The organism is Burkholderia sp. b14 (assembly GCF_900156195.1).
Classification (GTDB): Bacteria; Pseudomonadota; Gammaproteobacteria; order Burkholderiales; family Burkholderiaceae; genus Mycetohabitans.
Map to the genome: position 1 here is coordinate 74,603 of NZ_FTPJ01000001.1, position 25,157 is coordinate 99,759.

Sequence of the window (25,157 nt, forward strand, 5' to 3'; positions counted from 1 at the left end):
TCACGCCTTTTTTGAGTTCAAGTCCAACGCACTACGGTGAGGAACCGCTTGTACCGAGCTGCTGACGGTGGACTCTCCAGTATGAAGTTGCAGCTGTAGCTCAATAAATTCTGCCGGGTACTGTAGGGCTAACCCAACATTGAGACGTATGAGACCCGTATTCGCTTCGTCGGCCGTCATACTTTCATGTAGGCCAATCTTCAGCCAAAACGCGTCGCTTTCCTGCGTGCCAAAGAGGCCGCCTGCCAGCCACAGGCGTCGCAGCCATGCGCGCGCTACGCTTTTTAGCTTGAGCCACGTTACCGCGTTGTTCGGCTCAAACACCGCAAAGCGTGCTAGATCGCTCAGATGTTGCTCAACATAGCTCATCGTGCGTCGCAGTTGTACGTACTGCCAAGGAGACTGCACGTTGTTTGCCGACACCGGCGGTGCTAGCGTGCGGCATCCCCACACCCGCACTCCCCGTGCTGCAAAGCTACGAATCCGATTCAACGTGATCCCATCAAAGCTCGCCATCGGCATGGCGTGACACGTCGGCCCTACCACACGGGCGAGCGCGACATTGGCCGGCGCACTCCAAATCCCGCGTTCACGATCCGTGCGCTGGATTACCGCCGCAACTGCACCCGAACTGGGCACAATTAGCTCGTCGCCTGTTGAACTGGACCGGTTCGTTCGCAAGCGCGGCCAGTACAGCGCGGCATGAGTCAGCGCATCGCCCAGGTCCAATTTTGCGAACTTATCGAGACATTGCCTTACTTGCCCGGGGTCATCCGGGCCATCCAGCAAAACAAACGCACGGGCTTCACGCGCCGGTGCAGAAACCAATACTTCCCACGCTTCAACCCATGCATCGTCACATGAACCTTCCATTAGCACGAGATCCGGCACAGCAAGCAACGTGGCTTGAGGCGCTTGTGCCCAACAAGCCGCCCAGGACACCTTGTTCAAGTCTTCTTTCAGCGTGACTGGTGCAGCCGAACTGCAGGTACATGATTTCGTGCACGTTGAAGGACACCCTAACGACAACACATAACAGCGCCCACCTCCTTGGTCAAAGTAATGACATACCGTGTCATAAAGGGCAAACGGCGGCACACGCGACAGCCCGGGGCCGCCCAGTTGCGCCTTGAAATCATCTGGCGACGTGACCTCGCACACAGATGTAAGCGCGCCCTTCTCGGTATAGCCGACAAACAACGGCACTGCCGTCGGTAACGAAACCGCTGCAGGGCCAATCGGCGTGCGCGTCACACTTACGCCAAGTTCAGAGTGAGCCTGCATAGGTATTCTCGGTTAGGTAAAGTTTTCAGGCTAAGCGGCATAAACGGTCAACTCACTAAGGGTTTATTGGTTGGCTTAGCGAGCAGCCGTTGAACTACCACCTTGCCATTGCATGAGCTGTAAAATAATGAACTCAGCCGGGCGTACAGCAGCCATACCGACTTGCACAATGAGCTTGCCCTGTTTGATATCATCTTGGGTCATTGTCTGGCCCCGGCCCACCTGCACGCGATACGCTTCCTCCGGCTTTGCACCCTGTAACGCGCCCAGACGCCATAGCGTGTGCAAATAATTGTCCAGCGCTACACGCACCTTTTGCCAGGTCGGTTCGCTATTCGGCTCAAACATCACCGCGCGCATCGCCTGCTGCATATCGCGCTCGGCCGCATTGAATAAACGTCGCACTGGGATGTAGCACCACTTTTTACTGGTGAAGGCGAGCGTACGAGCCCCCCACACCAGCGTGCCTTTGCCTTGGAATGTGCGCAGCGCGTTGATACCTTGCTTCTGCAGTTCACTTTGCTTTTCATCACTGATGGGGATGGGCGTCGTGCTTAAATCAGTGCCCTCGCGCTTAACCTCAACGAGTTGCTCGACGCCAGCCACTGCAACATTAGCGGGCGCTTTCCACACGCCGCGCGTGCGGTCAGTTTTCGTATACAAGCCGGCGACTGCGGGGGTGGCACGCAGTACAACCGGCTTTTCAGGCTGGATCTTGTCAACCAATGCTTTGTCGATGGACTGGCACAACGCTTTTGCGTTGTCTAGCTTGCGCAAATCATCCAAATTTTTAATTTTTTCATCTGAATAATTTTTTATTACGATTTGGTTATCAGCCTGAACCGTTTGACGATAGCGAGTCTCCAGCGCTGGATAATACACCGCGGTTTGCTCTGACGTCACACCCACTAGCGGCGTACCGTCATTGCTATCCGCCAATAAAAAGTAGCCCCCCGGCCTGTCCAGCAGCGTATTGAGTGCCCTATACACTTGTTGACTTTCAGTAGCCTCATCAACCCGATTAGTAGCCTCATCAACACGATCGCAATAACACAATAAAGTGATGTCGGGGCATGCTTGAATCGACTTCTTCAGTGCCTCCGTCCAATCCTTCGATGCCTCCGTCGAATCCTTCGGTGCCTCCTTCAAATCGACTTTTAGCTTATTAAGGGGAAACACATAACACAGCCCTCCGCCATTATCAAAATAATGGCGCACCGCATACGCTGCCCAATTAGGCTGGTATTCAACAATGCAGCTTGGCGCTTTCGCGTTTCCGTCACTCCCTTGTGATTCTGTTGAGCGTAGAGAAGAAGGAGGCGTCGAAGAAGGCAGTGTAATGGCCGTCTCCCGCACGCCGCCGCTCACGAATTGCCGCTCGAACGCCAACCAGTCGCTCACTGCCACACAATCGGCCGGAGGAAATTCAGCCTCTAAACCATAAAAGTTGCCGACAAACAGGGGAATAGCTGTTGCTCCCGATGACACACTGAAAGCCAAACTGGCGTCTTCTTCGACATACACGCCTGGGTAACTGACTTGTACTGGCATGTTCACTCCTTTCTGGTTTAGCGGGGCAAAGTACACTTGTGCCAGAGCCTCAACGCAGCCTGTCCCAATCGGCTGGGCTCACGCCGGCACACTGGCCAGATCCTGCGTCATTTGTAAGATGATAAATTCCGCGGGCCGTACAGGCGCCAGCCCGATCTTTACAATCAACTGGCCATTATTAATCTCGTCTTGCGTCATCGTCAGGCCCAAGCCAATTTGTACGAAATACGCTTCATCGGGCTTCGATCCTTGCAAGCCGCCCTGGCGCCACACCGCGTGCAGATAGTTATCAATGGCCGCGCGCACTTTTTCCCAAGTGGGTTGGCTGTTTGGCTCAAACATTACGGTGTGCATCGCGCGGCCAATATCTTTTTCTACTGCGTTAAACAGCCGCCGTACTGGCACATATTGCCAACGGTCAGTGTCGGTTGCCAGTGTGCGGGCGCCCCAAATGAGCGGATCGGTACCTTGAAATGCTCGGATCAAATTAAGCGGCTTAGCGTATTTGTTATAATCGCCTTGCACCGTGTCCGACACACGCTCCTTAGGCTTCACGCCGCCTTTAAGCCCAATATTAGCTGGCGCCTTCCACACGCCGCGTTCTCGATCTGTGGTGCATACTGCACCGGCTACGGCTGCGCTGGGCGGGATGCCTTTTGCATCCTTCGACAACCAGTTCGCGGTCAACCATGGCCCATAGACCGCCGCACAGGACAGGGACGGATAGTCCGCCATATCTGCTTTCGGTGTATTGAGTCCTACAGGCCCATCCAGCAGCGCAAACAGCCCTTTACCATCCTTGCATAATTGCGTTACGGACGTCTGCAAACTTTTTCCCGTATCATCCCATTGGCCTGCCGCAACAATCAACGTGACATCGTCCAAGCCCGGCACTTGCGTAGTCAATTGATCGGTCGGGCATACGTACGCATAGCCTCCGCCATTTTCAAAATATGTTTTAAGTGAAACGTATAATAAATCTGATGTCGGATCTTCAGATTTTGAATCTTCAGGTTTCGAATCCGCAGGTTTTGGACCCTCAGGTTTCGGATCCTCGGGCTTCGGATCCCCGGGTTCGGGCGCTTCAGGAGTAGAAATCAGCTTTATAAACTCGAGCCAGGAATCGATCCGCACGGCCTTTTTTTTCTTAATCAGCGCTTTATTGTGCGCAAACACTGGCACTGCGGTTGAGACCGCTGCGATCGACAGCGCGAGGCTAGCATCTTCTTCGATATAAACGCCTGGATAGTTGAGGTCCGTCATCTCCTTGTCCTCAAGTATGTGTGGTCGTACGTCGCATAATGTGGCATCCGCTTTCCCAGCGCCCACAAGTGCCGACAATTAATGAAATTCGACTGTCAAACGGTCTGCGGTCAATGAGACCTCTTCGATTGCCACCTCGTTGCTACTCGCATCAAAGTGTGGCGCCGAAAGCTTTGTTGGAAACGCGTCGGTGACATTCCACGTCACCAATAGCGCATCACCCGCTTCGCTGGTCAAACTGATGGACATGTCCTTTTTCTCCACTTGGTTCAGCGAAATCGAGTTGATCCAATCGTAAAGTTGGCTTTTACCTTTCACCACTCCGCGCCGTAGCGTGATATGCAGCGCTTGGCGCTGGCCCGGCATACGTCGGACCGCACCGGTACCATCCTTGTACTCGATCGTCTCGACGCCCAGTTCTAACCCCGACACCGCACTGCACGCCATTTCTTCGCTACCGACCACCACCTTGAAACGATAGGTCGGGATCGGATACGTCGTCGCTATCCCCGCTGCTGTGCTCGCCATTCGGCCTCCTACACCGTCAAATTTTCGCCGCAACTAACCCAGTTCAAGTTCCTAACCTTGTCGGGTGTTACTTTCGGCGGCTCACATCTGGTATCGTAGGCAGTGGTGAAACGCAATCCAAATCGGGAAGTTTTAAGACATGTAGCGCTTCAGCGCGTGGCAGCTTCACTATTGTTGTTTCTTCTCGTGCGAAAACTGCGCTTCGTTCATTGCGTCAAGCTTCAATTTCGAGCGCGACAGTCGCAGCAGCACGCATGTTCTTGTAGCACTACTTAGATGCTGTGCACGAGACCACCGTACCAGCCTACATTTTTGCTCCACCGTCAGCTCAAGAGTCTGCAGCACAGCCTGCAATAGTGCCCGGTCCGCTTTCGCACACTTTAGCTGATGCTGAAATACTGCGCGCTCGCGTGCAAGCTTGTCCCATCGCTCGATTGCCTCGGCCGACATACCGGTATAAATTTCCTTCCATAAGTACAAAGTCGCTCGGCTGATGTCGTGCTTCTTACACAACTCTAAAACCGTGCGTCCCGCGTCCCACGCGTTGAGCACGGCCCTGCGCTGCCGGGCGGACCACTTTCGTTTTCTCATCTCGCTGTTCCCAGAAATTTTTTCAATAAGCAAGGAAAGGCTTCAAGGGACCATCTTTAAAGTTCTTCCCTATTTCGTTTAATTAAAGTTAGTACTTGACATTGCGTCAAGTACAAAAAATGGAATTTTTAATTAACTTATGAAAATTACAGAATATAAGATTGGTACGACACTGGCCTAGGCCAATAATTCCAATACGGACTGAACAGTCTACTAAAATATTCAGTGATACTCGTTGTAAATAAGTCGTTTTACCGTTGACCAGCTTCATACTGCTGATAGCGTGGCGGACGCACGATTGAGCAGAAAGGTAAGAACTGGTGCGTAAAAAAGCCACGGCTTCTGCAAAATCAATGGGGGCCTGGGCCCGCCGAAGCTGCGTCGCCTGAAGCAACTTGGAGAAGAAAACGCAAAGCTTAACCGGCAGGTGGCAGACTTGTCGCTGGGCAAAGCCGTGCTGCAGGATGTGCTGTCAAAGACGCTCTGACGCCTTCCCGGCTGTATGAACTCACCACGGATCGGATGCAACGCTTTGGCGCAGGTCAGCGCCAAGCCTGTAAAGTACTAAAGCTGTCGCGTTCGGTGTACAGCTATCAGTCGCGCGAGATTCGAACGCGATTATGCTGTGCATCAAGCAGAATCACGCAAACACGCGTGCACTCTGGTTATCGCCGGATGCATGTGATGCTGCGTCGGGAAAGCTGGCGAGACAACCACATGCATAGCTTACTTCCGACGCTCAGATCCTCGAGTGTCGGAACGTCATCAGGGTTCTTGCGCCTTGCACTCACAAGCCACTGCCAAAGCCGAGATAGCGGTGCTACGCAAGCAGATCGACGCCCGTCACGAGCGGAATAGCGCTCACGATTGGGCCACCAAAATCCGCGATGTCCAATGCCCGGCCAGCACCAAGCGCTTCACGGCTGGAGCAGCCCCGTGAATCACCGGACACGGTCAGCCACTTAAACTAGCGGGTAGGCATAAGACTGTGTTCGTGACTAACACCAGGCAGGAAGTGATGGAAGTGTTGAGGGGCCCTGAGCGGCGGCGACGCTGGTCGGCACAGCAGAAGCTGACAATGGTGCGGGAGAGTTTCGAGCCAGGGAAATCGGTCTCGATGGTCGCGCGCCAACACGGCGTGAATCCGAACCAGCTATTTCACTGGCGCAAACTGTATCAGGACGGGAGCCTGTCGGCGGTCAAGGCTGGTGAGGAGGTTATACCGGCGTCGGAACTGGCCGACGCACTCAAGCAGGTTCGGGAACTGCAACGACTGCTGGGCAAGAAGACCATGGAGAACGAGATTGTGCGCGAGGCAGTTGAATACGGGCGAGCAAAAAAGTGGATTGCGCGCTCGCCCTGGCTGCCGGAGGACGACCAGTGAAGCAGGTCTGCGAAGTTCTCGGCGTGGCGCGCTTCAATGTGGTGACGAAACTGTCTCGTCCGGCACAGTGGCGGGATGGACGCCGGTGGCGACGGATGGACGATGGTGCTTTGGTCGAGAAAATCCGGCTGGTGGTAGCCGAGTTGCCCAGCTATGGCTACCGGCGCGTCTGGGGCGTCCTGCGGCGTGAACGCTGTGGCGCCGGCCTGGCACCGGTCAACGCCAAGCGTGTGTACCGAGTCATGCGTACGCACGCATTGCTGATGCAACGAAGGCCGCAGTTACCTCGAGCGCAACGTCGCCACGATGGCAAGGTCGCAGTCGAACGCAGCAACCAACGCTGGTGTTCGGACGGCTTTGAGTTCCGTTGCGACAATGGCCAGGTGCTGCGCGTAACGTTCGCGCTGGATTGCTGCGACCGCGAAGCGATAAGCTGGGTGGCGACGACGGCTGGCTATAGTGGCGACGCGGTGCGTGATGTGATGCTGGCGGCCGTCGAAAACCGCTTTGACAATGCGCTACAAGCACCCTCGGAAATCGAGTGGCTGAGCGATAACGGCTCCGGTTATACGGCCGACGAAACGCGCCGCTTCGCAACCGAAATCGGTCTGAAGCCGCAGACGACGCCGGTGTGCAGTCCACAGAGTAACGGCATGGCTGAGAGCTTCGTGAAGACGATGAAGCGCGATTACGTAGCCTTTATGCCAAAATCGGATGCGGCGACGACCGTGCTCAATCTCGCCATGGCCTTTGAGCATTACAACGAGAAGCATCCCCATAGCGCGCTGAAATATCGCTCAGCGCGCGAGTTTCGACGCGCCGTGGATTCATCAACCGTAGTGTGAGGTCGTGTCCGGGACTACGGGGTCAACTCCAACGGCACTGCACCGTAAGTCGATAGTCGATGCTGCCAAGCGTAATCATGAAAGTCTTCGGCTGCGCAAACAAAGTAAGCGTCGTCTCAAGCTTGCAATTACCTATATCTTGTTAGCGCGAGTTCATACCCGAGTTGGATATCGATCAAGCGCCGCATGCCGCGCCACATGACGGTGTTTCCTGGGGCAGGATCGCTAGCGCGGGCCAAATGGCCGCCAAGCCGGGCGCGCTTGAGCAAGTTGCGCAATAGCGGCAGCGCTTGCGCGCTACGAGGTGAGTCCTGGACGACACGTCCAAGCAATTCGATTTCGGTCTGTGTAAATGCCACCTCGGGCGGCGCCTGCGGGACAGATCGGCTGATCATAGTGAGCCAGAATATGCGCCAACTCAGGATGCAGAACATGCCAATCAGGTTCGCGAGCCTGTCGGCCGTACGCAACTTTGACTCTTCTGCCCTGCATCCCGATTTCAGGATCTTATGGAATGTCTCGATCTTCCAGCGCATGGCATACCAGTTTAATTTTTCGACTGCCTCGGCGCGCGATCTGACAGGCATATCGGTAATCAGTTTCCACTCAATGCGAGCTCGTCCACGGGGTGCATTGCGCTCTTGGGCGTGAATAACGGTCAGCTGCAGTGCAGGGTAGCGCTTGTGCTTGCCAATCGGTGGTAATACCGTCATTCGCTGGTAGCGAAGCTCAAGCGTAGCAGTCATCGGACCGACCTTCCTATCACGAAGCTTAACGCGGTGCAATCCCTTAAGCTGGACCTGCTCCATTTCGTGTGCGACAGTGCGCTGACCATCGCCGGCCAAGCGATCAACACAAGTGCGCACTAGGAAGTGTGTGCATAAATCGTATGCGCTACAAAACAGCTCATAAATGTCGCTTTCCCGATCACCGATGTGAACGCAACGGGCAGGCTCACCCAGCAGTGCCGTTGACTGGCGCATGTTCTCTCGCCAGCGATAGCTTTCCTTCTGCTCAATCGGTACGCGCGTCGGATTGACATGTCGCTTGAGCGCCGTGCAACCCTTGAACTTGCTGCGCGTCCAGAACTTTACCGCTGCCAGGCCCAGCGGCAGTCCATCCGCTGTGACAGCCAGACTCGAATGCATCAGGATGCCGCATTGTGTCAGCGGCTGTTGCAGACCATGCCTTGCCGGCCGGATCGACGTTTTGCCCGTGTAGCCGATGAGTTCGTTGCGTTCGCGCTGGTACGAGAATGCCGTTGTATCTTGCACAATGAGAACAGGGCCCTGTGTCGACCTTAAACGCTCAGCACTAGCTTGAAAGTGCCCGCTCAGGATATCGTGCTCATTGACACGCTTGTTGCACAGGAAACGATAGGCCGCCTTGGTTGAAGCCCAGTCCTGGCACGCAAATGGAATCGTCTGGCCCATGCCGTTCCACCATTGGATCAAAAGCTTGCCCAAACGCTTGCGTAGCCGCGAGTCCGCAAATTCGCTTTCTTCAACTTCATGCTCAAACCATGCTTGATTATCTGCCTTTCGGTTCCCTGCCATCTCGTTCGCACACCGGTCATCATAGATGCCAAGTTATTAGGATCCGCGATTGAGATGTGGGTAATTGCAAGGAAGACGCAACGCTTACGATCGACGAAGGCCTTCAGGACTTGAATCGGCGGTCGAGATGCGCCTGCGCGAAAAACACACTGGCCAGCTTGAGAATCTCGTTGGTAGGCGCAGTTCCTTGACCTCGCGCTCCAGGGCCTTGATACGCTCGCGCTCGGCGGTGCTCACGCCATCGCACTCACCGCGATCGACCTGCTCACGCTTGACCCAATGGAGCAACGTTTGCGGCGTGCAGCCGATCATCGGTGCAATCGATTCCACTGCCGCCCACATCGACGGGTGCTCACTACGCTACTCGCGTACCAAGCGCACTGCGCGCTCTCGCACTTCCGGAGAAAACTTGCTTGGCTTCTTGTTCGTGGCTCCATTTTCTCAAGAGTTGGAGCCTCCACCAAACCCGGTGTGGTTCATCTTTCTGTTACCTCCAATTTTCAGGGAGACTTCGCCAAAGGCTCACATTTCATTAGATTACGCCGTAAGTGCATTCTTAGCCCGTATCCAACGACTGTACCGATCGTCCAGGTGAAGCAAGGCAGTATTAATTCTACGCGTAAGGCCAACGAAATCGCCTTTATCCGCCCATCTATTTAATTTTTTGTATTCCCAGTACCAGCCAGCCGAGCGGGCTGCAGGGGCAGCCTCAAGTAATAACTCCGGATGATTAATTAAATCTAGACCCAGCGCTACACCGCACAACTTATAGTTGTAGCGACCGGTGATTTGAAGCAAGCCACGCCCTTTGTAACGTTGACCATCGCGGTCTGCTTCCGGTGTGTTGCCTAATTCTATGGCCTTATTTCCGGTGTCATAGGCAGCGCCGCTGGCGAACTCCTCGGTCCTGCGAAAACCAAGTGTCTCATGCCCAGTTTGGGCAATAAAGGCTGCTTGACGCGCCGGTGTATTGATTTGAAATTCGTCCATGGTCTGTAAAATAGGTTTGAACCATTTTGCAGCTAGCGAAGCGTTCATCCCCGTAGCTTGTTTAAAGACTTGGAAATTTTTAACGTTTCCTTTAATGGTTTGCGTTCGGCCAATCATGCTCCGATTGCGATCTTGCTCAGGTTTATCAAATAAATTTTCTGATTTTGATTGTAAAATTTTGTTGAATTTTTTGTGAACGTAAAAAGTCGCGTCAGAATACCAGGCCTCGAGCTCCTTACCAGCTGCTTCGCTAGCCAATGTCTGGTGCCTACGACCAGACATTTGAGATAAATATTGAGATAGATTATCTCCCAGCTGTGCTGGCACCGTTTCGTCAACGCTGTTTTCCAGCATATTTTGCTTTGCATTACCATTGGCATTAAACGTCCTTTTTTGCAGCCAAGGATTGAATTTAATGTGGGCGAAAGTGCCGTTAGAAGACAGTGTACGGATTTGACGTCTAACGAGGTCGTAGTAGAGGATGGCTGTATTAAAAATTTCGCGCAATGCATCTTTGTCTTCGCACTTGCACTTGGTACTAGCATAATGTTTGCGCTGTTTAGTCAGTGTGCCCTTGTTATCAAGGATGGTTCGTTCGTTACCCATAGATTCGCACCTTAATCATCAACACGTTCTCACGTACCGCTGCCGTTGAATTAGGCATAATAAGCCCTCATAGATTACTCCCATTAACAGTGGCAATGCCGTCTAATTACGGCCTACCATATAGTTTAACCCTTGAGTCGTAACATAAGTGTCCGGATCGGTCGAGAAGCTTGTAATCACTGCGGCCTGCTTTTTTGCCGTGGAGGACGAGCCGAGAAAAAATTTTTTTCACCCAAAATCATCTCAATCAGTACACCTTTAATGCTGCCAAGTACGCCAAGGGCGAGCGTTTTAACTGACATACTAAAAAATAACAGCCAGAAGTGCGCACCGGTCATAAAAAATAGGGCACCTGTAGATAAATAAGCGAGGTCACATGGGATGCGGCCTTGTGCAGTTAGCGCCATCCGCCGAGCATTGGCGTGGTCGGCGGAATTCGCCTTTGCCGTCTCGATGTTGACGGGGATGTGCGACTTCTCCAACTCAACGGCGATACGCTGCCGCTCGACTTGGCTCTCGACTATCGGTTCCTGAAATCGGTAAGCAAGTTCGGGGGCAATTTGGATTGCGGACAACGCTTGTTCTGGCGTGCTGGTGCCGGTGACCGCTTGGGCGATGTTGACCACTTTCTGCGCGACCTGTTCGGCCCGGCTACTCCCAATCCACTGTGCGATTTGGGGCGCGAACTGCGCAAGAGCAAAAACAATCGGTAACATGATTAAGCTCCGGCTACCCTCAGATTGGTGGCGATCCGCCGTGCCCAAAGCTGGGCCAAGTTTGCAACGCGGTTAAATAGGCTAGGCGCGCGGCCACAAAACGCAGGATAAATAGCTCCGGGGCGACCGCTTGCACCACGGCGATCGTTTTTGGTCCGAGTTTGCCGTCGGCGAGCGCGCCGCTGGCTTGCTGCATCCAAACAACAACAGGGCCGCCGTTGTAATTGGCATAAGACCTGAAACGCAACACGCGCATCATAGCTGTCGCAGCGCAGCGAATCCCAGTAAAGCGCCTTGGCAATGTGCCTGGCTGTCTCACGCAGCAAATCCTGCATGGGGCCGGTATAGCCTCCTGAGAGCGCGATCCGTTGGGTGATACCCCACATGGTTTCACCGCCAGGATCTTGAAGGTGATTGGAGTAACCCCCTTCATTGCCAATGAGCTGCTCAAAAGCGTCATCAAAAGTGCTCATGCTGGGCCACTAAAGTAACGTTCATTCATCTGACGCATGAAGCGATTTACATAACACGATAGGGAAAGTACGCCCGTCGGTCCTTAAAATTTTTTGCAGTACTTACGAAATTGACTAGTTGCTCCGATTTATGGGGCTACGCAACACACAATCCAATCAACACTGCGATGTACAACATTAACTACTAAAACGATACTAAGCACATGCTGATGGACCAACAATATGTAATCGCGTGGCACCGGCATGAAACTTGGCTGTATCGAATGCACCCTTCAAAAAACGAAGCCTTAACTTCAATCTATAACACTCAACTTCGATGTCAAGTGCTAAGCCGTGTTGTGCCGGATCATTACATAGACGGCAGCGCGATCACGTGACACCAACTGGGCTGTTCGGTGGCCGTTTAGCCAACTCGCCACCGCCGTTGCATGGCGTTCTGGCAGCAAATCCGATGGCCGGCATATCTCTAGATTGACCAGTAGGGTGCCATAGCGATGACCGCATCCAAATTCCCAGTTATCACCGCCAATCATGGTAAGCGGCGATGCCATCGCAACGTGCTTCTGGCCGTTGCGTTTGAGTCAACGCGCGACCGTTTTGCCGCTGATCGAAATGCCCAGCCGCTGCGCTAGGCGCGCACCCGCGGCACCACTGAGCGCCAAGCGAACTGCGTAAGGCATTGGGCAAATATTTGTCGGCGGCACGTTATGCACGGCCCGTACACATGCCGCCGCGGTCAATGGCAGCACCGGACGACTCGCAGCAGCTGCAGCCGGCGCCCTACACGCATGAAACGGCGTCGAACGATACCCCGCTCGTCAGCCACTTGAGAATAGGCCCCTTCTTCGCTTCAGATGCGCTGGTCCTACTGTACAAGAAGCGCTTTGCGTAGGCCCTCGGCGATTCGAGCGCGCCTATCCGGGAGCAGCGGCCAGCCCACAGAGCGTCTACTGCTACGCCATACGCATGCGAACCGTGCTGCTGAACGCGGGCGGCGATTTGGGAGCGTGCACGCGGAGCTAAGACACGTCAGTTCAACGTTTACAACGATCTATACGAAGGGGGACACGGCAAGACAGTACCATGCGCTCGAGTGGTTTTTCGGCACTGCGCTATCGAGGCCGCCCCACGTCGGTCTGATTAGGCGCCTCCGGTACGGCTTTGAGGAACACAATAGAGCGAACGCGGAACTTAGAAAGCCAAGCAGAGCTCGAAAGTCATTGCGAGCCGCGCCATTTCAGGCCGTACCACGCGCCGCGCCCACTGCCGTGCGGCTCGAGCCTATCTGATTTCTTGTGTGTGAGGCATAAACTATTGGCAAAGGAGCCAACATGCCTCGCAAGCGAAAAGAAGAATCGACGATTAAGCCCGGTCGCGGGCTGAACCTAGACCCGGAGCTGATCAAGCAACTGGTGCCCGGCACGCTGGAGCGAACAACGATCAACGAGCAGTTTGCCGCGCTCAAGAAAGCGATCTTCGAACGGGCCCTGGGCGCAGAGCTGACGCATCACCTGGGCTACGAGAAAGGCCAAGCCAAGCTTGAGGAAAGCGAAAACCATCGCAACGGCAGTAGCCGCAAGCGGATCACGACCGACGATGACCTGCTGGAATTGAATATTGCACGCGATCGCAACGGGACATTCGACCCGGTGCTCATCGCCAAAGGCGAACGGCGTTTTACTGGATTTGACGACAAGATCATCGCGATGTATGCACGCGGTATGACTGTGCGCGAAATCCAGGGTTTTTTGCAGCAGATGTACGGCATCGAAGTCTCGCCTGACTTTGTCAGCACGGTCACGGACGCCGTAATCGACGAGGTACGCCAGTGGCAGCAACGGCCCCTTGAAGCGATGTATCCAGTCGTGTTCTTTGATGCTCTGCGCGTGAAGGTGCGCGACGAAGGGACGGTGAAGAATAAGGCGATTTATCTCGCACTTGGCGTGCGCCGCGACGGCACACGCGATGTGCTCGGGCTTTGGATCGAGCACACTGAGGGCGCCAAGTTCTGGCTGCGCGTGGTCAACGAGCTCAAGCTGCGCGGTGTGCAGGACATCCTGATCGCCGTAGTTGACGGCCTGAAGGGTTTTCCCGAGGCGATTAACACTGTGTTTCCCGAGACGACAGTGCAAACCTGCATCGTTCATTTGATTCGCAATTCGCTGGACTTTGCGAGTTGGAAAGAGCGCAAGCAAGTCGCCGCCGAACTCAAAGAAGTGTATCGGGCGCCGTCGGCCGAAGCCGCGGCGCTGGCGCTCCAAGCGTTCGACGAGGGCCCGTGGGGGTGCAAATATCCGCCGATCGCCGCCCTGTGGCGGCGTGCGTGGGAGCAGGTCACTCCCTTCTTTGCCTTTGCGCCGGACATTGGCAAGATCATCTACACAACGAATTCGATTGAGTCGTTGCACATGCAGCTGCGCAAGATCATCAAGGCACGCGGCCACTTCCCCAGCGACGAAGCCGCGCTCAAGCTGGTCTGGCTGGCGCTGCGCAATGTCATTGCCAAATGGACCGGTTCCCGACATGATTGGAAAAGCGCGATGACGCAGTTCGCGCTGCTCTACCCCGAGCGCTTCAACATCGGACTGTGAGTTTCAACACGCCTCACACACAGAATTACGGATACGTCCTGCGGCTCCGGATGTCTTCTTTCCACTAAATCGCGGAAGTGTTGCTTAAAGGTATTGCGACTGCTACCAGCGAGTTTGATCGCCTCGGCCACTGTGATTTGTCCGTGCTACCAGGCGAATTCGACGATTTGTAAGGACAGCGCAGGCAGACACCAGCACAATCTTCTCGTGCTCCACCTTCTTCTCGAGCCGTCGCACCTGTGCGGCAAGCGAGTGAAGAAAAAACATCAGCCACCTCTGCCAACACCCTTAATAGTCGCCATCGGCAAGATGGAGCGGTTTGCTGATCCTGAATTGAAACGGTCCGAAGAAATCAGGCAGGTCACAGCCACCCTCTCCGGCTGCTTGGTGCTCATCTGTGACAGCTCCCGAGCGACGGCCCCTACCTTTTCAGCAGCCCGCACAAGACAGTCATCAGTCACATCGAGGCTTAAGCCGTTCGCTTTCGCCAGCCGGACCGGCCCGCTATGCGTTCGGTTTTCATTCTGAACTGCAATCGCTCTGCTCTCTTACCGTATGCTGCGATCAAGGCTGCAACCGATAGACGAAATGCTGGCATTTGGTACAGCTCTTCGGCTGCCGGCATAGCCTACCTTACCTATGCGCTGCTGTCGCATAGCACCTAAACGCGCTGTCCAAAGTTTGGACAAATTAAAACCCGGACTCGCTATCCAAGCAACTCAACGACGAATTTTTTCAGCTCGGCTGCTTTTTCATCAGATAGTGCCCCAGCAGCTATCTTAACCACAATGTTCTTATGATCGCGTGCGAAAGTTCCAACTTTACTGCCATTTGACATCAAAGGGGTTTTTTGAGCTAGCGGGACACCACCACCGCTCGTTCTCGCAATATGACGGGCGACCTTAGTCTGATCCAGCCGTCCTCGCTCCACAAGGGTGATGGCTTGATCGAGCCGCTGAATGAGATCGGGAGCACTCTCGCCGTCCTTCAGTACCTTGACGATATCCGCAGCCGCCACGCGACCGAGCAATGCTGGGTTCGCCCGCAACCGCTCCTGGACGAACTCAGGCAGAGCGTGAAACGCTAGATAGCGATAAAGATCCGACCGCTCGATACCCAAGTACTCCGCGAGCTTGGATCGCTGAGGAAACTGATCCATCACTAGCTTAATTCCGAGTGCCACTTCGAAGTCAGCCAAGTCCTCGCGCTGTAAGTTTTCCACAAGCGCAAGTATCGCAGTCTTCGCATCGTCCGCATCAATGACAAGCGCCTCGATCGTCGGGTGGTTCAGCAATTTGACCGCTCGCCAGCGCCTTTCACCAGCAATAAGCTGGTATCCGCCACCTTTACGACGCAGTAGCACCGGTTCCCCCAACCCGTCGGCGCTAATTGTGGTCGCGAGCTCGCGTATCTTGGCCTCGTTAAAGACGGTACGCGGCTGGAACGGATTCGGCTCGATCTTGTCGACCGGAACCATCATGTGCTGACGACCCACGTCAAAATCGCTCGTATGGCTTGCTTCATGGTGCCGCTGGGTGTTCTCAGCAGCCTTCGCCTCAAGCATCGCCTTCAAATTTTTTACTACCATCTACGCCTCCGCAGTTTTCGCCTCGAGACCGAGCATCTTGATAAGCTCGCTCGACAGCTGGCGATACTCGCGCGCCACCTTTGACGAGCGGTCCAACGCATGCAAGCTTTGCTGCATGACTGCCGCCTGATTCACCTTCGTGCTCGTCGAAATCTTTACCGGCAAAATCTGTCCGAATGTCTTAACTGCGGTGCTCCCGAGCATTTTACAAACTGTTTGACGCTCATCGTGCTTCAGAAGCAGGGCGCCGAGAAGCTTGAGCGTTGGGTTGACGCGCTTAATCTTTTCTATGTGCTTTAACAAGTCCTCGGCACCGTACAGGCCGTACTGGGAGCCTGACTCAACCGGAACAATGACATGAGTAGCGGCGGCTATAGCGTTACTCGTGAGCAGCTTGAGGCTTGGTGGACAGTCGATCAGGATCACATCGTAGATGCCGTCCGCCGGCTCCAACTTCATACGAAGTTCTTCGCACGGCCGCGGAGTTTGATCCTTCAGTTCATCTTCAGCTTTACCAAGGGCAAGCGACCCGTAAATCAATGAAACACCGTCGATGTGGGTGGTCTCATGAACCGCTCTTGGAAGAATATCGACGCCTCCAAGCAAAAGCTCAGCCGATGTCACCGTCACCGTGCTCGGGTGCTCCGTCCCAAGATGCAGGCTTGCGTTCGCCTGCGGATCCAAATCGACAACGAGAACGTTAAGTCCGTTGCTGGCAAAGCCGTCAGCTAGGTTGATCGTTGTTGTCGTCTTGCCGACACCACCCTTGTGGTTCGTCACGGCAAAAACTTTTGTTTGTTTGAAAAAGGTCATTTCGTGTGCGTTACATCTGATTTCCGTGCACGATACATTCGCATTTGGTAGAAGTAAATCCTTGCCTCGTCCAAAGTTTGGACACTGTAGCTGTGAGGCAACGGAAAACGCGTGTTTCCGCTATCGTCTCGAAGCCGTGCAGACGTTAAGCACGTTCCACGAGGCCACATATGTTTTAGTCTTCAAGATATGCCGTCTTTCAAGTCACGTGTGACGCGCGGCCCATATTTGTTCAATTCCAGAAAACAGCGCATATCTGAACCACAGGCAACGCAGAGTAAAGAAGGGCAGTTGGAAAATGGTATCCGTATTGCGTGGTTAAAAGGGTAAGATTTCGCCTTCCTCGACCAACAGCGCTAGTGTTGGTATGTCCACGTGACAGTCTTTCGGCTCGTGTATTGCTGGCAACCATTCGCGCGGTGCCTTCGCGGGCTCGTCAATGACAGGCAGGTTCGAAGGTCATCTGCATCGCGCCGTCCGGCGCGTGGTCTCGCGTCATGTCGTCGATCGTACGTCGCTTCACGCGCCACTCCAGCCTGCGCGGCAACCCGATGGCGCTGCTGCGTCAACGCGGCCGACGGTCGGCACCACGCATCACCCGCTGCCTATCGCTCGCGCTATGGAAAGAAGTCAGATGCTTCGTCGAGCAGCTGCCCCAGCAGACGGCGGCACAGCAAGCGTACTATGCGCGCTGCTGTTGGCTGACAACGCTTTTCTATCTGCAAGGCCTGCGCATCTCCAAGGTCGCCGGCGCAATAATGGGCGACTCCTCGCAGCGTCTGAGCACGCAGGAGCACGATTAATAGTGGCTCGAGATCGTTGGCAAGGGAAAACGCGCGCGGATCGTACCGGCGTTGCCGGAGTTGATCGCCGTGCTGGCCCGCTATCGCCAAGCATGTGGCCTGTTTCGTTTCCCGACCAAGCCGACACCACGCCACTAGTCATGCCTTTTAAAGGTCAACGCCGCTGCCTGCCGCGCTCGGCTCTCCATGACACGATCAAAGATATATTCAGGCGTACTGCGACATGGCTGCGTACGCACGGGCCCGAGTTCGCTGAGGGCGCCGACGAACTGGACCGTGCGTTGGCGCCCTGGCTCAGGCACACTACCGGGTCACACCAGGCCGATGGCGGCCTCGAGCTGCGCACGGTGCGCGGATAATCTGGGTCACATGTCGCTGACCAATACGAGCTAATAACTGCACGCGAAAGAGGACACGCGGCATCGCGAAACGGCAGCCCGTCACAAAATGCGCTGGCGCGATGCGCCGCCCATACCACCCAATGGACAAAACGAGGACAGCTCCGTCTCGTAGACTTTTATGCGTCGCGCCTCGCTCAATACAGCATCGAGAACGGCCTAAAAAGATAGCTCGCTACCGCTAACACTGATCGCAACAAATTTAGCCCACCATGACTTTGACCGGCTTGCCAACGCGAGCCAGCATGTCTACTAATGTGTCGATCGTGAACTTGCCCGCCTTTTTGTTGACCACGTCCGACACGCGAGGCCGCGTAATATGCAATATCTGCGCAGCCTCCGCTTGCTTGAGGTGATGAACCTCGATCCACGACGCGAGTTCGCCCATGAGTTGCTCTTTGAGCGCCATCGTCTGACTGATGAGCGCTTGCGACTTGGCTTGATACCGCTGCGCCTCGTCAGGCGCGAAGCCGAGTTCTACAAACAGGTTTGCTCCCGGCTTCGTCACATGCCGGATACGTGTATCAACTTTGCTCATCTTTGTCCCTTTCTTTCCCGGACAATCGCCCGATAGCGAGCCGCTGCGACCTCTTTGTCGGGCTTCGGCGTCGCTTGTGTTTTCTTTTGGAAGCAGTGCAACACGTAGATCGCTTCCTCGAACTTCGCCACGTACATTACCCGATAAATACCGCTCGCATCCCGGATGCGAATCTCCCGTACCCCTGCGCTCACATCGTCGAAAGGCTTCCAGTCTTCAGGATCAAGCCCCACTTGAACTCGGCCCAGTTGGAAGCCCGCCTCTCGGCGAGCCTCAGACGGGAACTCAGCTGCGCGTAGCCCAGCATTGCCTGTACGAATCGCATGTCCGCTCCGTTCTCCAGCATCAGCATTGTGTAACGGAACAGGTGACACGAACCGCTCTTGCCCCCAAACGCTTGATGTAGTCCGATACCATCCATCCCAAGCTACGCGTGCCGATGCTCTCTCCCACTACCGCCAGGAACAGCACGCCTTCATCCACAGCCAGCGACACTGAGGCCGCGCTTCGTCCAGATGCTTCTTGATCCACGCCAACGCCTGCGTCCCGATCAGGATAGGTATTGCGCGCGACGGCCAGGCTGATGTAGGGATGGCCGGGCAGACTGCCTACGACCCCTTTGGCAGGCACGTCAAAAGGCGCACCACACGTGCAGCACGCGCCGATTGAAGGAGCCGCATTGCCGAACTTGCAATCAAGGTGTTCTTGGTTTGGTAATCGGTACCTACGCCACAGGATCATGAGGGCACTCATTGAGTTCACCATCTACCGCCCATGCCTCGCTTAGGCCTTACCGAGTGTCGGGGACTGCGTCACTGAGTCTTCTTTTCGCGCACGGGTTTAGCCCATGCGTCGCCAGGCATTGCCGCCCAATATGGCCGGCAGTCCGACCCGATGCCGACTTAGCTTGCGCGCGCCGCGCTTTTTCAGTGTCGGTGTTGATGCGACGCAGCGCCGCCAAGCTGCCTTCAAAGACGCCGATCTACTAACACGCGTCACCCAGTTGCGCCTGCAATTTAGCGTGGTGCTGCACCGCATTCTGCTCAACCCGCCGCACAGCGGCATCGCGTTCTTGAATCAGGCGCGCGGTGTCGGCCCGCAATTTATCGAGTTAGCGGGCGCAATCAGCGCACGCCTGAGCCAGCGTTGACTCTCGCTCTTGTGCGTCGCACTGCAGGCGCTCTTGTCTAGCGACAACTACTTTTGCCGGTGACGATAAGTAGATTTGCCAAAGACACGGGGAGATACAGCATCCAATATGCTACAAATTACGTAACGCATATTACAAATAACGGTGCCGTCGCAGTTCTGCCCGAATAGCGCCTCAGACTGCCGTCGATACACCTGTCAAGCACCCTCCCTGCCGCTAATAAACCGTGAAACAATTACCCTATTACAGCGCTCTCCCTTGCTGCTATTGGTTTCCCGGTTAGGGTGTTTAAATCGCCATTGTTTCACGCAGACGGGTTCCGAGTATGGCTGACTTATCGTGCCACCGTATTCGCCGTCCATTTTGCGGCAGCCCCTAGCCTCGACCCGCAAACGGATTCAGGTGGACGGCCCCCTCTGTCGCCGTACCCTGTGCTCCTGGACAGCGCACGGGTTCACTGGGACAGCGGCCACGCGATTCAAGCGTTGAGCGGTTTGCAGCGGCTTGATGCTTGAAAGGGGCAGCCGGCGCTCACAGCAAAACTATCCACTATGGCTGAAAATCAGCCGGTCTACTTGTAGTGGCATATCATCGAGGTGAGCTTTTACGGGAGGCGCTCGCGTCCGTAGCTGGAACGTGCATAGAGTTTAGTTTTACCATGGCTCATTTTTGTGCACGTGCCCCATGTGTTGCCGATAAGCACACTGAGTCTTGTTCTGAATAGCGCAGCGTACGCGCGCGAGCGTAGCGCACCGCGATACGGTGCCACGCAGCACCCTCGCCATGTCAACTCGCGGCTTTCCGACCACGCCTGCGAGCGGCCGAGCGGGTGCCAGTCATCATCGCAATGGCTTCGTCCAGCAGATGTTCCAGTGCCTCCTGCTGCGAGGGCGATAACGCCGCCAACTTTGCGTGCATGCGCATAGCGCAGTCCAGCGCGCCGGTGCCCCCTTCTGCCACCCAATCCACGAGTCGACAGTCGAGCAACTGCGCGAGCTGCGCCAGCCGGTCAAGACCGGGCAGCGCCCTGCCGCGCTCCATCTGGGACGATGAGGCCTGCGCTAACCCCGCCGCTTCCGAGAGCTGTTCCTGTACCAGTCCACACAGCCTGCGCTGTCGCGCGATGGCTTGACCTATCGTTCGCGCGAGTTTGCTGTGCGACTCATTGTCCTGCGCCACCTGTCCTTCCCGTTAAACCGAAACCGCCAGTGTGCGAATAAGGGCCGGTTTACAGAAGAACGAATACGTTACATTTAAAAAATAAGCTTACGTACACCTTACCCGCACGACGCAGGGCTACCCGGCAACGGATACCGTGGTGAAAGGATTTCACGTCAATGCAGTGGACCAGGCACACATGCGCTTCATCGTGCCGCCGGCTTTCTTTTCCGAAAGCAAAAGCATGGGCGTATGGCTAGCCGCCGCCGGCACGACCACCACCGCGTTCATCGTGCATCTTGAATTGGGCATCGCAGTGGTGCTGTGCGAGATGTTGAGCGCCCGGTGTTGGCTGCGTCGGCTGAAGCTGGCCCTGAGCGAAAGCCGGTTCAGTATTAGTCCAGCGGGCATCGTTTGGTATGGGGTGAAATCGGAGCCAATCCATATCGCGATGCATCGAATTGATCGCGTTTGCTTGGTCTCGCCAAGCGGACGCCGCGCAATGCTGCTGTCGCCACGCGCAGCACCCAGTGAGCCGCCGGCCTCGCCGCGGCGGCTTTGCGATCCCAGGTACCCGGCGAAGTGGTGCATCGTAGTCGAGGCCGACGAGCTCGATTATGCGATTGTGCAGGGGCTTTATCGTCATACCGCAATCCGTCTCGCGCGGGCGATGCGACGGGCGTTGCGTGTTGCACTGCGAGATGAGCACCGGACTTGACGCGGCTCGCAATGAGCACAAGGCCATGCCAGCTCATGGCAAGCGCGTTATTTCATGCCGTACCACGCGCCGCGCCCACTGCCGTGCGGCTCCCAATGCCCTCATTCGACCAGATCGCGAAAGTGTTGCTTCAACATATTGCGGCTGCTACCGGTGAGCTTGATCGCCTCGGCCATCGTGATTCGTCCGTGCTCGCGGGCGAACTCGACAATTTTAAGGACAGCGCAGGCAAACACGCCAGCACGATCTTCTCGCGCTCGACTGTCTTCTCAAGCCGTCGCACCTGTTCGGCAAACGAGCAAAGGAAAAACAACAGCCACGGCTGCCAGTTCGGCTTATCGTTGCGGATTGTCCCTTGGCTCTGACGCAAAGCCAGATAGTAGCTCTCTTTGTTCGCCTCGATCACGCTTTCCAGCGAACTATACGGTACATAAGCATAGCCAGCCTGAAGCAGTAGCAAGGTCGTCAGCACGCGACTGAGCCGCCCATTTCCATCCTGAAATGGATGAATTTTCAAAAACACGACGACAAAAATGGCAACGATCAGCAGCGGGTGCAGGCGCGCTTTGTCGCGCTCGTCGCTGACCCACGATACCAGTTCGGTCATGAGGCGCGGCGTGTCAAAGGGCGTGGCCGTTTCGAACACGACGCCGAGCTGCCTGCCATTTTCGTCGAAAGCGGCGACGCTGTTGGAACTTGTCTTGTAGTGGCCCCGGTGCCGTTCATCTTCCCGGTCAAAAAGCCCGCTGCCTTCAATGCGGGTTGACGAGCCGATGCTCTCAATGGTCACCACTCGTCGCAGGAACAACGATCGGTCTGACGCAAGCGTGCCCAGAGGGCGCCATGTACCTTTGAATTCGTCGATCCGGGCAATCAGACCCAGAACCTCCGGCGTGATTTGAAGGGTGTCGGTTCGAACATGAGCCAATCATGCGCCCATTTCCGCCTATTCTCACAATGTAAAATGGGAAAAAAATAATACGACGGGTACGCTGCAACCCTGACCGATTGGTCTGCAAAACGACCGCGGGCGTCCGAAAGTGGTTTATTGCAGGCGGAAAGTCGCTGCTTTGCTCGCTACTTCGTCAGTTTGCTGCTTCAGGCCGAGCTCGTCGAGCGTCGCCGGCAGGTCTTCCCTAAGAAAGTTAACTTGCGTTTACTGGGGACACGTTCTATATTTCGGTCAATTCGACAGCAGCACGACTTTTTCCTCATGGCTGTCCAAAAATATTGCTAAAGACCGATGACGAAACAAATTGCAGAAGGGAAAGGCACGCCTTCCGACGCGTCCGGCATTAGAAGTCAGCTGAACCAGCCAGCCGAGGACGTTCTGTTGTCGGCACCAGACGATACCACAGCGGAAGATCTCCTGCTCCTCGCCAATAGGTCGACCGTAATGCTGCGGAAGATCCGAGACGAGGTTTTGAAGCCTGAGCCTCGCAAAGTCGCCCCACTAGTCTCTTCGACACGAGTTCAAGAGATGTGCGGAATCGACCGCAAGCGCATGAGTTATGCGCTTTCGACCACCTCTCTTCCCAAAGGCAAGCAGCATCGTACAGGTGGCCAGCGCTCTTTCACGGTCGAGGAAACTATTGAATGGGTCAAGGCCGAACTGCAACCAACACCGCGCAGTGGGCGAGGCAAGGTCATTACGGTCGCCAATTTTAAGGGAGGCGTGACCAAAACCACGACGTCAACTCTCCTGGCCCAAGGCCTATCGATGCGCCGCGGGCGTAGGGTTTGTCACATCGATCTCGATCCACAAGGCAGTGCGACGACGTTATATGGGTACAACCCACATGCCGAGATTGAGGCGGAAGACACCATTATTCCGCTGATACAAGCGTACGTTGACGGTGAGCCATTCGATATGCGTACTTTGCCTGTTAAGACGTATTGGCCAAATCTTGACCTGATCCCGGCTTCTCCTCAGCTTTTCAACGCTGAATTTATGTTGCCGGCGCGAGCGAATCTGGCAAAAGAAGGCGACGTACGGTTTGAACAGGTCCTTCACAAGGGCCTTACGCCGCTACTTGAAGAGTACGACTACGTGATCATCGATACGGCTCCGACGTTGAGCTACCTGACCATCAACGCTGTCTTTGCCGCGGATGGTGTGATCGTACCAGTTGTTCCGGACATGCTTTCATTTGCTTCTATGGTGCAGTTCTGGCACCTTTTCTCCGATCTCATTACGGGAATGGAGGAATTTGGCGATGCGGAGAAAAAGCGCTTTGAGTTTGTGGATGTTTTGGTAACCCGTGTCGCCCCTAACAAGCCAGCAACACGAGTGCTTCAGCAGTGGATATCAAACCTTTATGGCGCTCGTGTAATTCCGGTCGAAATTCCTGAAACTGACCTCGCGCGCAACACAAATATGCACTTTCAGACCATTTATGATCTCGAGAAGTATGAAGGTGGCTTGGAGACATTGCGACGGATTCGCAATCCGATTGATCGGTTCGTCGATTTGGTCGATGCAAAGGCCAGCGCCTCGTGGGCTAAGGGAGTGAAGGGATGAGTCCACTAAAAGAAAGGATGTCAAAAGGGCTGTCGATCACGCTGACAGCAGAAGATGAGGCAGTCGCGGCGTCAATGAAGCCACCAGGCCCAACAACAGGCCCTGGACAAACGATGCAGATCGCAGCACTGCGCAAGCAACTTGCCGAAGCAAAGGCCGCGTTGGCCGCCAAAGATAGCGCAGTGACTCAAGCGGCTGAGGCTCGAATCAAGGAACTTGAAGAGCAGCTGGTCTCAGCAAGCGCGATGGAGATCCCACTGGAGCGTCTTCATGAAGTTCCAGGGCGTAGGCGATACATGGATCCCGCAAAGTTTTCGGAGCTGCGCGAGAACTTGCGCCACAACAAACTTGTTACTCCCGTGACTGTGCGCTTACGAGCAGATGGCGACTTTGAGATCGTCTCTGGGCATCACCGCACAGACGCGTTCCGTGAATTAGGGAGACCGACGATCCGTTGCGTGCTTGAAGACAGCACTGAATTGGAGGCGGATGACGGAGCGTTTTTTGCCAATCTGATGCAGTCTGATCTAACCGACTACGAAAAGTATGCAGGGCTTAAACGTTTTCATGAAAAGCACCCTAATCTCACGCAGACAGAGGTCGCGGAGCGCACCGGAATTAGTCAATCGCATTTGAGCGCGCTGCTTTCCTTTGACCGATTGCCGGCCGCGGCGCGGTCAATCTTAGACGCAAATCAGTCGATCATGGGCGCGACGGCGGCAGCTGAGCTAGCGGCTCTAACCGATGCCGGCAAAGGCGAGCGGGTGATAGAGGCAGTTAAGCGACTCGCGGAACGAAAGCTCGATCAAGCACAGGCTGTCAAATTTGTTAAGGCAGACAGCGCTCCCAAATCATCAGCCGCGCCTTCAAGCGCCTTTAAGGTCAAGGCAGGTAAGAGTACTTGGTGTGATGTTCGGCGAGCGCGAAATGTAATGCGGATCGAGTTTCAGTCGGAAGAAATGGCGCAAGCTGCTCAGGATGCGATTCGGCAGCACCTAGAGACGCTGGCTAAGACTTTGTCCGCAGAAACGGAAAACTAAGTCTTTGATTTTTAAGGTTATTGGAGTCCGATAACACGACTTGAATTATCTA

The 25,157-nt window shown here is 55.1% G+C and carries 22 protein-coding genes and 3 pseudogenes; 8 read left to right on the forward strand and 17 right to left on the reverse strand.

What is annotated here, in order from left to right:
• The 5 genes from B0B13_RS00380 to B0B13_RS00400 all read right to left on the reverse strand — a co-directional run bounded on the left by B0B13_RS00380 (position 1) and on the right by B0B13_RS00400 (position 5,217).
• Positions 1–1,284, reverse strand: a complete 1,284-nt coding sequence (locus B0B13_RS00380) for a phage tail sheath C-terminal domain-containing protein (protein ID WP_076793748.1) — start codon at positions 1,282–1,284, stop codon at positions 1–3.
• Positions 1,285–1,359: 75 nt separating this feature from the next.
• Positions 1,360–2,835: a phage tail sheath family protein gene (locus B0B13_RS00385; protein WP_076793750.1), complete on the reverse strand. Its 1,476-nt coding sequence runs from the start codon at positions 2,833–2,835 to the stop codon at positions 1,360–1,362.
• A 78-nt stretch (positions 2,836–2,913) separates the two neighbouring features.
• Positions 2,914–4,098: a phage tail sheath family protein gene (locus B0B13_RS00390; protein WP_076793932.1), complete on the reverse strand. Its 1,185-nt coding sequence runs from the start codon at positions 4,096–4,098 to the stop codon at positions 2,914–2,916.
• A gap of 78 nt (positions 4,099–4,176) precedes the next feature.
• Entirely contained in the window at positions 4,177–4,626 is a 450-nt protein-coding gene (locus B0B13_RS00395) for a phage tail protein (RefSeq protein WP_076793752.1), read from the reverse strand.
• Positions 4,627–4,794: 168 nt separating this feature from the next.
• Positions 4,795–5,217 carry a transposase gene (locus B0B13_RS00400; RefSeq protein WP_076793754.1) on the reverse strand — a complete coding sequence of 141 codons (423 nt, stop codon included), beginning with the start codon at positions 5,215–5,217 and terminating at the stop codon, positions 4,795–4,797.
• A gap of 355 nt (positions 5,218–5,572) precedes the next feature.
• Here B0B13_RS00400 and B0B13_RS18785 point away from each other — a divergent pair.
• Positions 5,573–5,934: pseudogene (locus B0B13_RS18785) on the forward strand (IS3 family transposase); the annotation flags it as partial.
• Between the two features lie 301 nt (positions 5,935–6,235).
• A protein-coding gene (locus tag B0B13_RS00420) for an IS3 family transposase (protein ID WP_139337248.1) occupies positions 6,236–7,446 on the forward strand; the annotation gives its coding sequence in 2 pieces (ribosomal slippage) (positions 6,236–6,560 and positions 6,560–7,446; 1,212 coding nt in all).
• 128 nt (positions 7,447–7,574) lie between these two features.
• Here the strand turns inward: B0B13_RS00420 and B0B13_RS00425 are convergent.
• The 5 genes and pseudogenes from B0B13_RS00425 to B0B13_RS00445 form a co-directional block, all read right to left on the reverse strand.
• Positions 7,575–9,002, reverse strand: a complete 1,428-nt coding sequence (locus B0B13_RS00425; RefSeq protein ID WP_076793759.1) for an IS4 family transposase — start codon at positions 9,000–9,002, stop codon at positions 7,575–7,577.
• A gap of 80 nt (positions 9,003–9,082) precedes the next feature.
• Positions 9,083–9,398, reverse strand: a pseudogene (locus B0B13_RS00430) (IS3 family transposase); the annotation flags it as partial.
• A 141-nt stretch (positions 9,399–9,539) separates the two neighbouring features.
• Positions 9,540–10,598, reverse strand: a complete 1,059-nt coding sequence (locus B0B13_RS18585; protein ID WP_212667329.1) for a glycoside hydrolase family 19 protein — start codon at positions 10,596–10,598, stop codon at positions 9,540–9,542.
• A gap of 176 nt (positions 10,599–10,774) precedes the next feature.
• Positions 10,775–11,314, reverse strand: coding sequence for a hypothetical protein (locus B0B13_RS00440; RefSeq protein ID WP_237573875.1), 540 nt, complete (start codon positions 11,312–11,314; stop codon positions 10,775–10,777).
• A 19-nt stretch (positions 11,315–11,333) separates the two neighbouring features.
• A pseudogene (locus B0B13_RS00445) lies at positions 11,334–11,787 on the reverse strand (glycoside hydrolase family 108 protein).
• Positions 11,788–13,118: 1,331 nt separating this feature from the next.
• Here B0B13_RS00445 and B0B13_RS00455 point away from each other — a divergent pair.
• Positions 13,119–14,378: an IS256 family transposase gene (locus B0B13_RS00455; RefSeq protein WP_076793762.1), complete on the forward strand. Its 1,260-nt coding sequence runs from the start codon at positions 13,119–13,121 to the stop codon at positions 14,376–14,378.
• 706 nt (positions 14,379–15,084) lie between these two features.
• Here the strand turns inward: B0B13_RS00455 and B0B13_RS00460 are convergent.
• On the reverse strand, positions 15,085–15,966 hold the full coding sequence (locus tag B0B13_RS00460; protein ID WP_076793764.1) for a ParB/RepB/Spo0J family partition protein: 882 nt from the start codon (positions 15,964–15,966) through the stop codon (positions 15,085–15,087).
• Complete coding sequence (locus B0B13_RS00465) at positions 15,967–16,779, reverse strand: ParA family protein (protein WP_076793765.1); 813 nt, start codon at positions 16,777–16,779, stop codon at positions 15,967–15,969.
• Positions 16,780–17,276: 497 nt separating this feature from the next.
• Between B0B13_RS00465 and B0B13_RS18795 the strand changes: the two genes are divergently transcribed.
• A complete protein-coding gene (locus B0B13_RS18795; protein ID WP_076793767.1) occupies positions 17,277–17,582 on the forward strand; it encodes a hypothetical protein in 306 nt (101 codons plus the stop codon).
• A 600-nt stretch (positions 17,583–18,182) separates the two neighbouring features.
• Here the strand turns inward: B0B13_RS18795 and B0B13_RS00480 are convergent.
• From B0B13_RS00480 to B0B13_RS18590, 3 genes are read right to left on the reverse strand one after another with little or no spacing between them, the layout of a single operon-like run.
• Positions 18,183–18,518, reverse strand: coding sequence for a helix-turn-helix domain-containing protein (locus B0B13_RS00480; RefSeq protein ID WP_076793770.1), 336 nt, complete (start codon positions 18,516–18,518; stop codon positions 18,183–18,185).
• A complete protein-coding gene (locus tag B0B13_RS00485) occupies positions 18,515–18,838 on the reverse strand; it encodes a type II toxin-antitoxin system RelE/ParE family toxin (protein WP_076793934.1) in 324 nt (107 codons plus the stop codon). The genes B0B13_RS00480 and B0B13_RS00485 overlap by 4 nt, the downstream gene beginning before the upstream one ends.
• A 25-nt stretch (positions 18,839–18,863) precedes the next feature.
• On the reverse strand, positions 18,864–19,259 hold the full coding sequence (locus B0B13_RS18590) for a hypothetical protein (protein WP_212667330.1): 396 nt from the start codon (positions 19,257–19,259) through the stop codon (positions 18,864–18,866).
• Between the two features lie 106 nt (positions 19,260–19,365).
• Between B0B13_RS18590 and B0B13_RS00490 the strand changes: the two genes are divergently transcribed.
• On the forward strand, positions 19,366–19,668 hold the full coding sequence (locus B0B13_RS00490; protein WP_076793771.1) for a hypothetical protein: 303 nt from the start codon (positions 19,366–19,368) through the stop codon (positions 19,666–19,668).
• A 786-nt stretch (positions 19,669–20,454) separates the two neighbouring features.
• On the opposite strand, the gene B0B13_RS00495 is transcribed toward B0B13_RS00490, so the two are convergent.
• Positions 20,455–20,847, reverse strand: a complete 393-nt coding sequence (locus B0B13_RS00495) for a helix-turn-helix domain-containing protein (RefSeq protein WP_076793773.1) — start codon at positions 20,845–20,847, stop codon at positions 20,455–20,457.
• Positions 20,848–20,986: 139 nt separating this feature from the next.
• Here B0B13_RS00495 and B0B13_RS00500 point away from each other — a divergent pair, with 139 nt between their 5' ends.
• Entirely contained in the window at positions 20,987–21,544 is a 558-nt protein-coding gene (locus B0B13_RS00500; RefSeq protein WP_212667331.1) for a hypothetical protein, read from the forward strand.
• 130 nt (positions 21,545–21,674) lie between these two features.
• On the opposite strand, the gene B0B13_RS00505 is transcribed toward B0B13_RS00500, so the two are convergent.
• Positions 21,675–22,472, reverse strand: a complete 798-nt coding sequence (locus B0B13_RS00505) for a Fic family protein (protein ID WP_237573879.1) — start codon at positions 22,470–22,472, stop codon at positions 21,675–21,677.
• A gap of 315 nt (positions 22,473–22,787) precedes the next feature.
• Between B0B13_RS00505 and B0B13_RS00510 the strand changes: the two genes are divergently transcribed.
• Both B0B13_RS00510 and B0B13_RS00515 read left to right on the forward strand, forming a co-directional pair.
• On the forward strand, positions 22,788–24,065 hold the full coding sequence (locus B0B13_RS00510) for a ParA family protein (protein WP_083703561.1): 1,278 nt from the start codon (positions 22,788–22,790) through the stop codon (positions 24,063–24,065).
• A complete protein-coding gene (locus B0B13_RS00515; RefSeq protein ID WP_076793775.1) occupies positions 24,062–25,105 on the forward strand; it encodes a ParB/RepB/Spo0J family partition protein in 1,044 nt (347 codons plus the stop codon). Before B0B13_RS00510 ends, B0B13_RS00515 begins: the two co-directional genes overlap by 4 nt.
• The last annotated feature ends 52 nt before the right edge of the window (positions 25,106–25,157 follow it).

Bases quoted from the DNA above. Each gene is read 5' to 3' on its own strand.
- B0B13_RS00380 (WP_076793748.1), bottom strand. From the start codon at position 1,284: ATGCAGGCTCACTCTGAACTTGGCGTAAGTGTGACGCGCACGCCGATT.
- B0B13_RS00385 (WP_076793750.1), bottom strand. From the start codon at position 2,835: ATGCCAGTACAAGTCAGTTACCCAGGCGTGTATGTCGAAGAAGACGCC.
- B0B13_RS00390 (WP_076793932.1), bottom strand. From the start codon at position 4,098: ATGACGGACCTCAACTATCCAGGCGTTTATATCGAAGAAGATGCTAGC.
- B0B13_RS00395 (WP_076793752.1), bottom strand. From the start codon at position 4,626: ATGGCGAGCACAGCAGCGGGGATAGCGACGACGTATCCGATCCCGACC.
- B0B13_RS00400 (WP_076793754.1), bottom strand. From the start codon at position 5,217: ATGAGAAAACGAAAGTGGTCCGCCCGGCAGCGCAGGGCCGTGCTCAAC.
- B0B13_RS00425 (WP_076793759.1), bottom strand. From the start codon at position 9,002: ATGGCAGGGAACCGAAAGGCAGATAATCAAGCATGGTTTGAGCATGAA.
- B0B13_RS18585 (WP_212667329.1), bottom strand. From the start codon at position 10,598: ATGGGTAACGAACGAACCATCCTTGATAACAAGGGCACACTGACTAAA.
- B0B13_RS00440 (WP_237573875.1), bottom strand. From the start codon at position 11,314: ATGTTACCGATTGTTTTTGCTCTTGCGCAGTTCGCGCCCCAAATCGCA.
- B0B13_RS00455 (WP_076793762.1), top strand. From the start codon at position 13,119: ATGCCTCGCAAGCGAAAAGAAGAATCGACGATTAAGCCCGGTCGCGGG.
- B0B13_RS00460 (WP_076793764.1), bottom strand. From the start codon at position 15,966: ATGGTAGTAAAAAATTTGAAGGCGATGCTTGAGGCGAAGGCTGCTGAG.
- B0B13_RS00465 (WP_076793765.1), bottom strand. From the start codon at position 16,779: ATGACCTTTTTCAAACAAACAAAAGTTTTTGCCGTGACGAACCACAAG.
- B0B13_RS18795 (WP_076793767.1), top strand. From the start codon at position 17,277: ATGTCGTCGATCGTACGTCGCTTCACGCGCCACTCCAGCCTGCGCGGC.
- B0B13_RS00480 (WP_076793770.1), bottom strand. From the start codon at position 18,518: ATGAGCAAAGTTGATACACGTATCCGGCATGTGACGAAGCCGGGAGCA.
- B0B13_RS18590 (WP_212667330.1), bottom strand. From the start codon at position 19,259: ATGATCCTGTGGCGTAGGTACCGATTACCAAACCAAGAACACCTTGAT.
- B0B13_RS00490 (WP_076793771.1), top strand. From the start codon at position 19,366: ATGCGTCGCCAGGCATTGCCGCCCAATATGGCCGGCAGTCCGACCCGA.
- B0B13_RS00510 (WP_083703561.1), top strand. From the start codon at position 22,788: ATGACGAAACAAATTGCAGAAGGGAAAGGCACGCCTTCCGACGCGTCC.
- B0B13_RS00515 (WP_076793775.1), top strand. From the start codon at position 24,062: ATGAGTCCACTAAAAGAAAGGATGTCAAAAGGGCTGTCGATCACGCTG.